Annotated in this window: 12 protein-coding genes; 8 read left to right on the top strand and 4 right to left on the bottom strand. The window is 70.1% G+C overall.

From position 1 onward, the window contains the following. Positions 1 to 135 precede the first annotated feature (135 nt). The 5 genes from AV521_RS32240 to AV521_RS32220 are packed head-to-tail and all read left to right on the top strand — an operon-like array spanning position 136 to position 7,460. Entirely contained in the window at positions 136 to 1,398 is a 1,263-nt protein-coding gene (locus AV521_RS32240) for a phenylacetate--CoA ligase family protein (protein ID WP_076093542.1), read from the top strand. Further along, positions 1,395 to 2,666, top strand: a complete 1,272-nt coding sequence (locus tag AV521_RS32235; RefSeq protein ID WP_256725757.1) for an MFS transporter — start codon at positions 1,395 to 1,397, stop codon at positions 2,664 to 2,666. Before AV521_RS32240 ends, AV521_RS32235 begins: the two co-directional genes overlap by 4 nt. Further along, on the top strand, positions 2,663 to 3,796 hold the full coding sequence (locus AV521_RS32230) for a GNAT family N-acetyltransferase (RefSeq protein WP_076093390.1): 1,134 nt from the start codon (positions 2,663 to 2,665) through the stop codon (positions 3,794 to 3,796). The genes AV521_RS32235 and AV521_RS32230 overlap by 4 nt, the downstream gene beginning before the upstream one ends. Beyond that, on the top strand, positions 3,793 to 4,959 hold the full coding sequence (locus tag AV521_RS32225; RefSeq protein ID WP_076093388.1) for an acyl-protein synthase: 1,167 nt from the start codon (positions 3,793 to 3,795) through the stop codon (positions 4,957 to 4,959). Before AV521_RS32230 ends, AV521_RS32225 begins: the two co-directional genes overlap by 4 nt. Beyond that, complete coding sequence (locus AV521_RS32220; RefSeq protein ID WP_256725756.1) at positions 4,956 to 7,460, top strand: acyl-CoA reductase; 2,505 nt, start codon at positions 4,956 to 4,958, stop codon at positions 7,458 to 7,460. Before AV521_RS32225 ends, AV521_RS32220 begins: the two co-directional genes overlap by 4 nt. A 187-nt stretch (positions 7,461 to 7,647) precedes the next feature. On the opposite strand, the gene AV521_RS32215 is transcribed toward AV521_RS32220, so the two are convergent. Further along, entirely contained in the window at positions 7,648 to 8,265 is a 618-nt protein-coding gene (locus tag AV521_RS32215) for a triacylglycerol lipase (RefSeq protein ID WP_256725755.1), read from the bottom strand. 314 nt (positions 8,266 to 8,579) lie between these two features. On the opposite strand from AV521_RS32215, the gene AV521_RS48790 reads away from it, so the two are divergent. After that, complete coding sequence (locus tag AV521_RS48790) at positions 8,580 to 8,768, top strand: hypothetical protein (RefSeq protein WP_143658689.1); 189 nt, start codon at positions 8,580 to 8,582, stop codon at positions 8,766 to 8,768. On the opposite strand, the gene AV521_RS32210 is transcribed toward AV521_RS48790, so the two are convergent. Next, positions 8,755 to 9,231, bottom strand: a complete 477-nt coding sequence (locus AV521_RS32210; RefSeq protein ID WP_079249503.1) for a MerR family transcriptional regulator — start codon at positions 9,229 to 9,231, stop codon at positions 8,755 to 8,757. The genes AV521_RS48790 and AV521_RS32210 overlap by 14 nt on opposite strands. Positions 9,232 to 9,255: 24 nt before the next feature. Here AV521_RS32210 and AV521_RS32205 point away from each other — a divergent pair, with 24 nt between their 5' ends. After that, positions 9,256 to 10,701, top strand: a complete 1,446-nt coding sequence (locus tag AV521_RS32205; protein WP_076093386.1) for a DHA2 family efflux MFS transporter permease subunit — start codon at positions 9,256 to 9,258, stop codon at positions 10,699 to 10,701. A 695-nt stretch (positions 10,702 to 11,396) separates the two neighbouring features. On the opposite strand, the gene AV521_RS32195 is transcribed toward AV521_RS32205, so the two are convergent. Further along, a complete protein-coding gene (locus AV521_RS32195; protein WP_076093382.1) occupies positions 11,397 to 11,861 on the bottom strand; it encodes an SRPBCC family protein in 465 nt (154 codons plus the stop codon). Between the two features lie 46 nt (positions 11,862 to 11,907). Between AV521_RS32195 and AV521_RS32190 the strand changes: the two genes are divergently transcribed. Next, entirely contained in the window at positions 11,908 to 12,516 is a 609-nt protein-coding gene (locus AV521_RS32190; protein WP_076093380.1) for a TetR/AcrR family transcriptional regulator, read from the top strand. Here the strand turns inward: AV521_RS32190 and AV521_RS48785 are convergent. Further along, positions 12,491 to 12,862 carry a DUF6461 domain-containing protein gene (locus tag AV521_RS48785; RefSeq protein WP_143658688.1) on the bottom strand — a complete coding sequence of 124 codons (372 nt, stop codon included), beginning with the start codon at positions 12,860 to 12,862 and terminating at the stop codon, positions 12,491 to 12,493. The genes AV521_RS32190 and AV521_RS48785 overlap by 26 nt on opposite strands. Positions 12,863 to 12,883 lie beyond the last annotated feature (21 nt).

Raw genomic sequence — 12,883 nt, 5'->3', positions numbered from 1 at the left:
GTCTCCGGGCACCCGCTCGCCACGAGCGTCCGCCCTTTCACACATTCAGCGAACGAAGTCCACGTCAGTGAGCCCTTCCCGTCGCACTCTGCCGGCTTTCCCGTGCCGGCGGCCCACGCCTTCGAGCAGGAATTGATGCCCGTTCAACCAATTGCGGAACTCATACGTTTCGCCCGGCACAACTCACCTTTCTACCGCGAGCTTTACGCCCACCTCGACACTCACGTGACTCGTCTCACGGATCTCCCGGTGGTGCCCCAGGCCGATTTCTGGCGGGCCAACGCGCCCCGCGACAACCGGCTGCTGACCGCCCCCTTGAACGAAGCGGTCGTATTCCGCAGCGGCGGAACCACGGGCTCGCCGAAGTTCTCCTACTACACCCGCACCGAATGGCGTGAATTCACCGCCGCGTTCGGCGCAGGGCTCGTCCGCGCCGGGCTGCAGCCCGGTCACCGGGTGGCGGATCTCTTCTACGCGGGCGACCTGTATGCGAGCTTCAGCTTCGTCCTCGACTCCTTGCACCGCTCCCCCGTGGCCAACGTCCGCCTGCCCATCGGCGGCGCGACGCCCTGGGAATCCACCGCTGCGACCCTGGAGGAGTTCCGGGTCCAGGTCGTCGCGGGCACCCCGACCACACTGTGCTCGCTGGCCGAACGCCTGGCCGGCGCGAACCGGAGCCTGCCGGACGTGGAGCTGCTCTTCTTCGGCGGGGAATGCCTCTTCGGAGACCAACTCCCGCTGCTCCGGCAGGCGTTCCCGAATGCCGAGCCACGCTCCCTGGGCTATGCGAGCGTCGACGCGGGGCTCCTCGGCGAGGCCGTGCCCGGCGGGGATCCGCGCGTGCACCGCGCGTTCACACCGCAGACCATGGTCGAGATCCTCCGTGACGAGACCGACGAACCCGTCGACGGCAACGGCATGCCGGGGCGGCTGGTCGTCACCGATCTCCGTAGGCGGCTCATGCCCGTGCTCCGCTATCCGGCGGGCGACCGGGCCGAGTGGGTGGACCGGGACGCGGGTGTCTTCCGTATCCTCGGGCGCGCCGAGGAAGGCGTGCGGGTCGGCCCTGTCTCCCTCTACACCGAGGACGTCCATGACGTCGTCACAGCCGCTGACAGCCGCGGCGAAGTGACCGGTGTGCAGCTCGTGGTGCGGCGCCGGGACGGCCGGGACGGCCTGGTGCTGCGGCTCGCGGTGGCCGATCCCGGGAAGCCGCCTGCCGCGTTGGAGGAGACCGTCGTCGCGGCGGTCCTCGCCGAGCGGCCCTTCTACGCGAGCGCGACCATCTCCGGGCACGTGAACCCGATCGGCGTCGAATGGGTGCGCCACCAGGATCTCGCGGTCAACTCCCGCTCGGGCAAGCTCATCCGGGTCGTCGACGAACGGCCGCACACGTGAGCGCGGCGTCTGCGCGCGCCCGGCGTCTGCCGCTCGTCCTGCGCAATCCGTCGTTCGGCCGGGTCTGGGCCGGTCAGCTCCTCACGCAGGCAGCGAGCCGCATGTTCCAGGTCGGCGCGGTCTGGTGGCTCGTCGGGTTCGCGGGCGGCGAGCACCGCGGGCTCGACTCGGGCCTGTTCCTCATGGTGAGCACCGTGCCCGCGGTGGCACTCGCCCCGGTGATCGCCCGCATCGTCGCACGGCACGCCCACCGCACGGTGCTGGCGAGCGCGGCGACCGCGGCGGGTGCGGTGGCCATGACGGCCGCCGCCCTGTCCTTCGCCGGAGCCCTGCCCATGGCCGCCGCCTACGCGGTGGGGCTGGTGCTGGCCGGCTGTCAGGCGGTGTTCGATCCCTGTCTGACCACCTCGGTGCCGGAACTCGTCGAGGACGCCGACATCGAGTCCGCCACCGGGTTCGAACTGTCCACCCAGTCCGTCGCCGGACTCTGCGGGGGATTGCTAGGCCCCCTTGTGGTCGACGCGGGCGCACTGACCGGCGTCACCGCCACCTGCGGCGCCGCGTACCTGCTCGCCGGTCTGCTGATCGGCTCCACGCGCTTCCCGCACGGTGGGGCCGGAGACGGCCCGGCCCCCGAGCGGCGCACGCTGCGCCGGGTTCTGGCCGGTCTGCCGTTCATCCGTCGTGTACTGGTCTGCTTCGCCGCCGCCAACGTCTTCACCACCGCGGTCTACGTCGTGATGCCGCTGTACACCCAGGAGGTACTGCACGCGACCGGCTCGACCGTCGCCTCACTGGAGGCGGCCCTGGGTGCGGGCACCCTGCTCGGCTCGTTCACCGGCGGGCGTCTGCCCGGTCGTCCGGTCACCGTCTGCAGCGTGTGCCTGATGGTGATGGCCGCGGCCTTCGGTCTGCCAGGTCTGTTCGCCGGTCACGCGGTGGCTGTCGTCTCGATGGCCGTCATCGGCTGGTGCCTCGGTGTGATCGGTGTGCGGTTCGTGGCGCTGTGCCAGCGGATGGTGCCCGCCGACGACAAACCCGCCTTTTTCGCGGTCATGCAGGCCGTGCTGGGCGCCACGTTCCCCGTGGCCTCGCTGGTGTTCGGCGCGCTGGGCGACCATCTGACGGCCACAACGCTGTGCCTGGCGCAGGGCGCGGGGCTCGTGCCGGTCGCGCTGGCGCTGTGGCGGCTCGGCAGCCGCGCGCACGCCACCGAGCAGCACACGCCGGACGCGCCGGTGCCGGTACCCGCGGGAGAGGCCTCATGAACGCCGTCCTCTCCCCCGCGTCCGTCCAGGACATCGCCGAGCTGCGGCAGTTGTACTTCGAGGTGTACGGGCACGGGTACCCGGTGCCTCTCGGCAGCGACCCGGTGGTCATGCGTCGGCTGATCAGCGACGGCACCGCGCACTGGCTCACCGCCCGCGCCCACGCGGGCGACCTGGTCGGTTCCGCGGTCGTCCTGACCGAACCGGGCAGCCGAATCGGCAAACTGGTCGGCCTCGCGGTGCACCCGGGCCATCGCGGCGGCGGTCTGGCCTCCCGGCTGACCGGGGCGGTCTGCGACGAAGCCTTCGCCACGGGCCTGCTGGACTCGGTGTATGCCACCGTCCGCCTGGTCACCGAAGGTCCGCAGCAGGTCGTCGTACGCAACGGATTCCGGCCGCTCGGCCTGCTCCCGAACGCCGTAGAGGTCGAAGGCTGCGAGACACTCGCCCTGTTCGCCCGCTACGCCGACGGTGTGCTGGAGCGCCGCGAACCCGTGGCGAGCGTGCCCGAGCGGCTGTCGGCACTGTTGTCCGCCGCTTCCCACGGCGTCGGCATCGGCTACACCCACACTCGACCTGCCCCCTGCCGCGGTGCGGCGGCCGCCACGGACACAGAACCGATCGAGCTGATCGCGGCCCCGGCCTTCGTGCGGCGGCGCTTCCTGGAGCTGTTCCCCGCGCCGGACGACCGTTTCTTCCCGCTGCACACACCCAACGCGGTCCTGGTGGCTGCCGACGGCCGTTTCGAGGCGTACGCCGACCTCGATGCCGTGGCGGGCAGTTGCGCACTGGTCGCGGTCCATCCGCGTCCTTCCGCGGTGGCGGGGACGCTGGAGGCGATGATCGCGTCGGTCACACGGGCCGGCGCCGACTATGTCGAAGCGCTGCTGCCGCTGGCCGACACCGAGGCGCTGGAGGTGTTCCTCGCCTCGGGATTCGTACCGAGCGCGATCTATCCCGCGATGCGCCGCATCGACGACCGGCTCCACGACTACGTCGTGCTCTCGCGCACCAGCCGTCAGATCGACTTCCGCACGACCACTGTCAGCCCGCTGCTCCAGCCGTACCTCGGTGCCTACCTGAGTGCCTGGACCACCACCTACCTGCCCCTTCACGAGGTGTCCCGATGAAACCCCATCTCGCTCCCGTCGAGGTCCCCGACCCGGCGGCGCTCGGTCAGGTGCAGCGCCTGTGCGACCTGGCGGCGCCGTACGCCGACGGCCCCGACGTCGACGCTCTGTTCGCCTCCGCGATGGCGGAGGCCAACGCCTGGCACGCCCGCCGCTCCCCGTTCTTCGCCGCCCTGTTCGAGGACCCGGCCGAAGCACCCGCTCCCACGATCGGCGTCGGCGTGCGCACCCCGCTGGTGCCCGCCGCCTTCTTCAAGCGTCATGAGGTGCTCTCGATCCCGCGCGACGAGGTGTTCCTGCATCTGACGTCCTCGGGCACCACGGGCCAGAAGTCACAGATGTTCTTCGACGAATGGACCATCCGCTCGGCGCAGCGCATGGTGGCCCGGATCTTCGACCACTACGGCTGGATCACCCCCGAGCAGCCGGTCAACTACCTGCTCTACAGCTACGAGCCTGCTCCGGCGCTGAAACTGGGCACGTCGTTCACCGACAACTATCTGTGCGACTTCGCCCCGGCCCGGCACACCACGCACGCCCTGCGGCACACCGGCAGCGGCCACGAGTTCGACGTGAACGGCTGTATCGCGGCGTTGCAGCGCTACGCAGAGGACGACGTGCCGGTCCGCATCCTGGGCTTCCCCGCGTTCCTGTACTTCACCCTGGAGCGGATGCGGGCGATGGGGCTGCCGCCGCTGCGGCTGCCCGAGGGATCGCTGGTGGTGCTCGGCGGCGGCTGGAAGGGTCACGCCGACCGGCAGATCGGCAAGGACGCCTTCTACGCGGAGGTCACCGACCGCCTCGGGATTCCCGCGGAGCGTGTCCGCGACACGTTCGGCTCCGTCGAGCACTGCGTGCCGTACATCGAGTGTGCCCAGCACCGGCTGCACGTGCCGGTGTGGTCGCGGGCGGCCGTCCGTGACACCGGGACGCTGCGCCCACTGCCGTACGGCGATCGTGGCTTCCTGCACCTGGTCAGCCCCTACATCACCTCGGTGCCCGCGCAGAGCGTGGTGATGGGCGACCTCGCGTCGCTGCACCCCGGCGAGGAGTGTCCCTGTCCGCTGTCCACCGACTGGTTCACCGTGCACGGCCGGGCCGGAGTGAGCCGCAACCGCAGCTGCGCGGTCGCCGCCGCCGAACTGATGAAGGGAATGTCGTGATCACCCCCGTACTCCACCTCTGGCAGGGCGAGTTCGTCGACGACGCCGAGGCGGGCCGGCGGCTCGCCGCTCTGCCCAAGCTGGCCGGGCAGGTCCTGAGCCGTCCCCTGCCCACCGACGTGGTGCTCGGCGCCTGTGCCGCGGTCAGCCGTGACCTGGTCGATCCCGCCTCCGCCCTGTACGGCCGGCTGGCCGGGCAACTGCCCGCGGACGAGGCCCCGGCCGTGCTGGCCGAGCTGGCCAGCGCACTCACCCGGGAGGCGCTGGAGCGCAAACTGCGGCGGGAGCTGGGCGGACTGCGTCCGGAACGGCTGACCCGGCCGGACGCCCGCGAGACGGTGTACGAGGCGTGGGCCCCTGTCGGCCTGCTGGTGCACATCGCGCCGGGCAACGCCGCGGCCGTGGCACCGCTGAGCGTCGTGGAGGGGCTGCTGGCCGGCAACCTCAACGTGCTGAAGACCAGCAGCTCCGACTCCTCCCTCGCCCTCGACCTGCTCGCCGCGCTCGGTGCGGCCGACCCTTCCGGGCTGATCGCCGAGCGCGTCGTCGCCCTGCGTTTCTCCTCCGCGCGCGGTGAGTGGCTGGAAGCGGTCTGCGGGCCGGCGGACGCGATCGCGGTGTGGGGCGGCGAGGACGCGGTGCGCGCGGCGGGCGAACTGGCCCAGCCCGGTTGCCGCTTGGTCGAGTGGGGCCACCGGATCTCCTTCGCCTACCTGACCCGGCGGGCCTCGTCCGAGGACGGGGTGCTCGACGCGCTCGCCGAAGACGTCTGCCGCTACGAACAGCAGGCGTGTTCCAGCCCGCAGGTGGTGTATCTCGACGCCGAAGACACCGAGGAACTCTTCGCGTTCGCCGGCCGGTTCGCCGAACGGCTGGCGAAGGTGTCCGACCGGCATCAGGCGCCTGCGCCGGATCCCGCCGAGCAGGCGGAGATCACTACGGTGCAGCAGCTTGCCCAGCTCGAACAACACCTGGGCCTCACCCGTGTGTTCGCCGCCGAGGACGGCTCCTGGCGGGTCCTGGCCGACACGCGTGCCGCGCTCGACGCCTCCCCGCTGCACCGCAGCGTCTGGGTCAAGCCGCTTCCCCGGCACGCGATCACCGCGACCCTGCGGCCCATGCGCCGCTATCTGCAGACTGCTGCGATCGGCGGCGACCGTGCGGAGGTGGCCGAGCTCTCCCGCGCAATGTTCGCAGCGGGCGTCACCCGCGTCACCCCGGTCGGCTCCATGCTGGACAGCTATGAGGGCGAACCGCACGACGGCGTCTACGCGTTGCAGCGCTACAGCCGCAGGGTGAGCGTGCGCGCCACGGACGCCGACTTCCGTACGGTGCCCTGTCTGGACGACCTGGTGGCGCCGCCGGTGCTGCCCCCGGCGCCGGACGCGCCGCTCCTTGGCAAGGAGGGCGTGCAGCGCGCGCTCGCCACCTTGGACCCGCGCCACGCACACCTGTACTTCCGCAGCGGAGGCTCCACGGGCGCACCCGCGCTGTCGGTGTTCACCTGCGACGACTACGACAACCAGATGCGCGCCGCGGCGGACGGCCTGCTCGCGGCCGGCTTCGACCCGGCACGGGACCGGGCGGCCAACCTCTTCTACAGCGGCGGCATGTACGGAAGCTTCATCAGCTTCTTCTCCATCCTGGAACGGCTGAACGCCACGCAGTTCCCGATCGCCGCGGGCCCCGACCACGCCATGGTCGCCGAGGCACTGATCGCCCACCGGGCCGACACCCTCTTCGGTATGCCGTCCTACCTGTGGCAGCTGCTGCACGCCGAGTCCGACCGGCTGCGCGCCTACGGCGGCATCCGCCAGGTCTTCTACGGCGGCGAGCACTTCACCGCCGAACAACGCCGGGTGCTCACCGAGGACTTCGGGGTGAGGGTGATCCGTTCCGCGGCCTACGGCAGCACCGACCTCGGCCCTCTGGGCTACCAGTGCGCGTCCTCCGACGGCTCGGTCCACCATGTGCTGACCGACCTGCACACACTGGAGATCCTGGATCCGCAGGAGGACCGGCCGGTGGCTCCGGGTGAACCGGGACGGCTGGTGTTCACCTCCCGGGCCCGGGCCGGTCAGCGCCTGGAGCGCTACGAGATCGGTGATCTGGGACGTGCGGTGGGGGGCACCTGTGCCTGCGGCAGCACCGTGCCACGCCTGGAACTGCTCGGGCGCTACGGCGATGTGGTGCGCGTGGGCACGTACTTCGTCAACTACCGGCGCATTGTCCGGGCGTTGGAGGAGCGGCTCGCGTATCACGGCGAGGTGCAGCTGTCGGTGGCACCCGGCACCGACCGGGAACGGCTGACGGTCCGGCTCGACGAGCAGTACGCCCCCGACCCCGACCTCGTACGCACGGAGGTCACCACCGAGGTTCCGGAGGTGGCCTCAGCGGTGGATGAGGGCCTGCTTTCGCTTGCCGTGCAGAGCGTACGGAGGGAGACCTTCGAGCGCACTCCCATCAGCGGGAAGCTTCGCACGGTCGTCGACCTGCGCTGAGAGGCAGAACCTCGCCATCGAAGGTGCGGGCGGGTGGAGTTGCTCTCGCTTCCGATGCCGATCAGGGGCCTCGGCCGCTCACGCGGCAGGCCGGGCAGCGAACTCCACCTGGCCGCCGACGTCTGCGCCGAGGTCTTCCCCCCCTTTTGGCCCGCGTCGCGATGCCTTTTCAGAGCGTCGTCGGGCCTCAGCCGCGTAGGAAGGCCCGGACCTGCTGCGAGACGGTCTCATCGGTGAGCAGGGCGTTGTGGGCCAGGCAGCCCGCCGCGTGGTTGTCGGCCCCGTTCAGGAGCACGCTGCTGTCCGGGTTGATGACCTCGTCGCAGTTCGACCACCAGGTTCCGTAGCGGACCTCGCCGGGCGTCTCGTCGCCCTCGGCCAGCTGGGTCTGCACGTACGACCCGGGCGTCATGTCCCTGCACGCCTGCGACCACAGCGCGCAGGCCCAGGCAGTGCTGGTCCCGTGGTTGGGGCCGCCCAGCGACGCCCAGTGGTCCACGGTCGCGGTGCCGCCCCCGTACTTGATGTACCAACGGGTGACGAGACTGCCGAAGGAGTGGGCCACGATGTCGACTTTCCAGGCGCCCGTCTGCGCCCGGACCTGAGCGACGTACGCGCCGAAGCGGCCGGAGAGCGTTTCGTTCACGGACTGGCTGGTGTCGTAGCCCCAGGCGAACACGTCCTTGTCCCTGTACCCGGACGAGAGCAGCGCAGCCCGGAATGAACCCCACACTCCGGGGTCCGCGTTGTAGCCGTGCACGAGGATGACTGGTGTGACCTCACTGTCCGTGCCCTCGTCCTGCACGGCCGCCGATACGGGTGTCGCCGAGCAAAGCAGCACAGCGATGACACAGGAGAGAACTCGCGCTCGGGCATGCAGGCGTAGCACAGCGCCTCCTGGCGTCTCGTCAGCTGTGGCGGTGGCCACATGATGAGGGCCAACGGCGAAAAAGAACATCCCTGTTTCAAGAGACTTGACTTCACGTCAGGTGTCTCTGCGTCTACGGACCGCTGTGGTATTTCACGCCAGACAACTCAAACCATCGCGACCACCCCGCGCAGGTTCAGACCCGGGACCGCCACCTGCGTTGACGTGACGCCGACGCACGGCACTGCTACGTGCCCTCCGCTCAGCCGAGACCCTCACTCCAGCACGCCTTCACGCTGGAGTGGCCTCCTACGGACATCGATCAGCGGCTCACCGCGCTCGCGCACGGAGACGGCTGCTGCACAGCCAGGGGTGACGCGCTTGCCGCCCCGATCGAGGTCCGCGACCTGCCGTCCTGCGCGCTGCTCAACGGGGACTGACCGGTGCCCAGAGTTGATCGGCCTCGCCCGCGGCCAGGCTTCCTCGGTAGACCTCAATCTTGCGGTCGATCATTTTCAGGTTCTCCTGGATCTCCGCGAGTCTGGTCAAGATCTCGGCCCGGTGGGCTTCCAGGAGGGCGAGCCGTTCCGCCTCGTTGCCCGATCCCGCGGCGACCAGTTCGGCGTACTCGCGGATACCTCTGATGGGCATACCGGTGGCGCGCAGCTTGGTGCAGATGGTGATCCACTTGAGGTCGAGTTCCCGGTACCGGCGGCGGCCGCCGCTCGTGCGGTCGACCGGGCTGATGACCAGGCCTGCGCGCTCGTAGTACCGAAGCGTGTGCACGCTCACCCCGGTCCGGCGGGCCGCCTCGGCGATGGTCAGACCTGCCGCGGGCACGGCGCCGTGGTCCGCCTTCGGCTCGACGGCGTCGGATTCTGGCTGCGATTTGATTTCGAGCACGCTCTAAATTCTAGCGTCGTGGCCATGAGTTCATCAGTGCTCTCCCCGCCCGCGGCCGCCGGACTGAGCCCGCGCCGCAAGTCCCTGGTGCTCGCGGTCTGTTGCATCAGCATCGTCGTGGTCGTCATGGACATTTCTATCGTCAACGTCGCGCTCCCCACCATGGGCCGCGACCTGCATGCCTCGGAGTCCGGCCTGCAGTGGACGGTCGACGCCTACACCCTGGTGCTGGCCGGGTTCCTCGTGCTGGCCGGTTCCACCGCCGACCGGATCGGCCGGCGCCGTGTCTTCCAGGCCGGTCTCGCGGCCTTCGGCCTCGGGTCACTGCTGTGCGGACTGGCGCCGGGCATCGGCTGGCTGATCGCGGCGCGCGTGCTGCAAGCGGTCGGCGGGACCATGCTCAACCCAGTGGCCATGGCGATCGTCGCGAACACGTTCACCGGTGCCGCCGAACGGGCGCGGGCCATCGGGGTCTTCGCCTCGATGTCCGGGCTGGCGCTGGCCCTTGGCCCGATCCTCGGCGGAGGGTTGGTCGACGCCTTCGGCTGGCGGTCGGTCTTCTGGATCAACGTCCCGATCGTGGCCGTGGCGATCGTGTGCGCGGCGCTGTTCGTGCCCGAGTCCCGCGCGGCCCGGGCACGCCGGTTCGACCCTGTCGGGCAGGCCCTGATGGTCCTGGTCCTGGGCAGTGTCGTGTACGCGATCATCGAGTCCAGGTCGCTCGGCTGGACCTCGCCGGTCATCATCGGGCTGCTCGCTGTCGCCGCGCTCGGCGTGGCGGGCATCCTCGGCTACGAACCGCGCCGCGCCGACCCACTCCTGGAACTGCGTCTCTTGCGCAGCGTGCCGTTCAGTTCGGCGATCGTGATGGCGCTGTTCGGCCTGTGCGGCTTCGGCGCGTTCTTGTTCGTGACCACCCAGTATCTGCAGGACGTGCGCGGCCTGCCGCCCGTGACGGCGGGGCTGTGCCTGCTCCCGGTCGGGCTGCCGGTCCTGGCGATATCTCCGCTCACGGGGCGCATGGTCGGCGCGTGCGGCCCTCTGTTGCCGCTGGCGACAGCCGGGACCGCCCTGGCCCTGGGCGGCGGCGTGTCGCTATACCTCGGGCCGGACACTCCCCTCCCGGCCGCGCTATCGATCTACCTGCTGTTCGGCGTCTTCCTCGGTGCCATCAACCCGCCGATCACGAACTCGGCGATCTCCGGGATGCCCCGTTCGATGGCCGGACTGGCCGGCTCCCTGGCCTCCACCGGCCGCCAGGCCGGCATGACGCTGGGCGTCGCGATCTCCGGGACGATCACCGGCCCGGAGATCGCCCATGACGGGATGGCCTTCACCGAAGCGGCGCATGGCGTGTGGTGGATGATCCTCATGCTCGGCGCGGGCATCGTGATCCTCGGGGCGGTCAGTTCCAGCCCTTGGGCACGCAGCACGGCCCAACGCGCGGGCACGATGGTCGGGCCTCAGTGATGAGCATGGACTTGCGCGCGGTGTCCTAGAGATGTGACGTCGCGTGCCGGCCGGATGAGCCGCGCCGCTGGGCACCAGGTCCGGGCCGGGGCTGCAGCGGCGGTCGCGTGGCAGGTACTGCGGCTGGGGGCGTGGCGGCGGGTCCGGTCGCTATTGCACCGGTGTCGCTGGTGGCGGCGGGCACGTACACGTGCGGGTGGGCGACACGGCGGATTCACCGCGCCGTGCTGTGGCGCGTGCCCGCGGTCATCGGACAACTCATGTCGTTTGCGGTCCCGCCCGAGACGTTTCGCCGCCTCCGGGACCCCCGATCGAAACCCGCCGTCACTCTTGCTCCTCTTCCTCCTCGCCAACTGGGGGCTGTTGCACGCTCACCGATTCGCCGTCCGCGGTGACACCCACGCGCTCGCCAGTCTCCTCCACCAGGGCGTCACCAAGCGACCGAAGTCCTGGACGGCCTCTGCCAGTTCAACGCTGTCCATGCTCACTGACGCTATCGGCCGCCAGTGCCAACGGACCTGCGTGACCGGTGCAATCCAGCTTGGTGCCGTTGGCGTGCAGCTCGAAGGGTGCACCGACGAACGCGAGTTCCTCAGCGCCCATGGCGAGCGGCACATCGGAAGCACCGGGGCGGCGTCTGATCGAGCTCCGACCGTGACCGAAGACACGGACTCCAGAATCGAGGCGTACCTTCGTCAGGCGCCGGCCGCGGATACGTGATGAGCCAGCTCTGAAGCCAGGCGCCGCATGACTATGCGATTGGCTCGCTGCATCGTGGCACGGACGGCCGGTGCCAGCAGGCGTTCGGCGAGAGGGGCGCGCGTCCAGGTGTAGGTGAACGAGACGCGGCTACCGCCGGTTGGCAGCGGTTCGATGGTGTAGATGCCGTGGGCCAGGCGCCGGCCTGCCGCGCTGACATTGCGTTCCACGATGCACCGCGACGCCTCGGCCTCAACGACCTCGATGGCGACGTCGGTCTTCACACCGCCCAGCGCGGCGGTGACCGTGGCGCACGATCCGATGCCGCGGGCGGGGCCATCGTACCGCCAGTCGGTCAGGTAGTGGTTGGTGAAGCGCTCGTGGTGAGCCATGACATCGAGGAAGTCGTAGACCTGCTCGGGCGTCTGCGGTACGTCGATCGACACGGTGACAGACTTCATGTACCACACGGTACATGCGAGTTGTACCAATTGGTACACTCGTGATGTGGTGAATACGGACAACCCGCAACGCAAGGGCGATGCCGCGCACAGCACGGCTGGGGACCGTCGCGCCCAACTGGTGGACGCGGCCGTCGATCACGTAGCAGCGCACGGCATCGCGGACCTGAGCCTGCGCCGCCTGGGCGCCGCGATCGGTGTCAGTCACCGCATGCTGATCCACTACTTCGGCTCCAAGGAACAGCTGCTCGTCGAGATCGTCCGGACGTCTGAACGGCGCCAGCGCGATCTGCTGTCCCGGCTCCGCCTGGAGCCCGGCCTCTCGCCCGCCGATGTCGCCCGGCTGCTGTGGCAGAACCTGACCGACCCTCGACTGGCAGGTCAGGAGCGCCTCTTCTTCGAGATCTGCGGGCATGCGCTGCGCGGACGCCCCGAAGCCGCCCCGATCCTCGAAGGGCTCGTGACGGACTGGCTGGACCCCCTCGTGACCGCCGAGGTGGCCGCCGGGGCGCACCCTGCTACGGCCCGCAACCGCGCCAGGCTAGGGCTCGCCACCGTGCGCGGTCTGCTGCTCGATCTGCTGGCCACCGGCGATCGCGCCGGCGTCGACTCCGCGATGGAGGAGTTCCTTAGGCTGTACTACGGCTCGGACTGAAGCAGTTGGCTTCCGGCGGTGCGCCGGTGATGTCGACGTCGATGCCGGTCCACTCTTCGGCCGGGTCCTCCGGCACGTGCCCGAGCCGATATTCCGCATCGCGCAGCGGTTTCTCCGTCACCCGCACACCGGTCAGCCGCTCGGGCAGAGCGAGGGCGAAGCCGACCTCACACATCACGGTGTTCAAGTCCTCGGGGGTGTTGCCTCTGCCTTTCAATAGGCTTGCCAGTATTGCTGAAATGCACCACGGCTCGCCCGTCGACAGGGCCTCCAGGAAGCGCGGCCGCATCTCCACACCGCCGTCGACGTGCAGGACAAGCGTCCTGTCGCCGCCCGCACCCGGCACGGTGGACCCACCCGCAGCGCG

It is taken from the genome of Streptomyces sp. IMTB 2501 (assembly GCF_001953885.1).
In the GTDB taxonomy this organism is placed as follows: Bacteria; Actinomycetota; Actinomycetes; order Streptomycetales; family Streptomycetaceae; genus Streptomyces.
Note: the sequence above shows the minus strand (reverse complement) of the source record. Positions and strands in the feature narration are given on the sequence as shown.

Excerpts from the sequence above, each read along its gene's own strand:
- AV521_RS32240 (WP_076093542.1), top strand. The coding sequence starts at position 136 with ATGCCCGTTCAACCAATTGCGGAACTCATACGTTTCGCCCGGCACAAC.
- AV521_RS32230 (WP_076093390.1), top strand. The coding sequence starts at position 2,663 with ATGAACGCCGTCCTCTCCCCCGCGTCCGTCCAGGACATCGCCGAGCTG.
- AV521_RS32225 (WP_076093388.1), top strand. The coding sequence starts at position 3,793 with ATGAAACCCCATCTCGCTCCCGTCGAGGTCCCCGACCCGGCGGCGCTC.
- AV521_RS32205 (WP_076093386.1), top strand. The coding sequence starts at position 9,256 with ATGAGTTCATCAGTGCTCTCCCCGCCCGCGGCCGCCGGACTGAGCCCG.
- AV521_RS32195 (WP_076093382.1), bottom strand. The coding sequence starts at position 11,861 with ATGAAGTCTGTCACCGTGTCGATCGACGTACCGCAGACGCCCGAGCAG.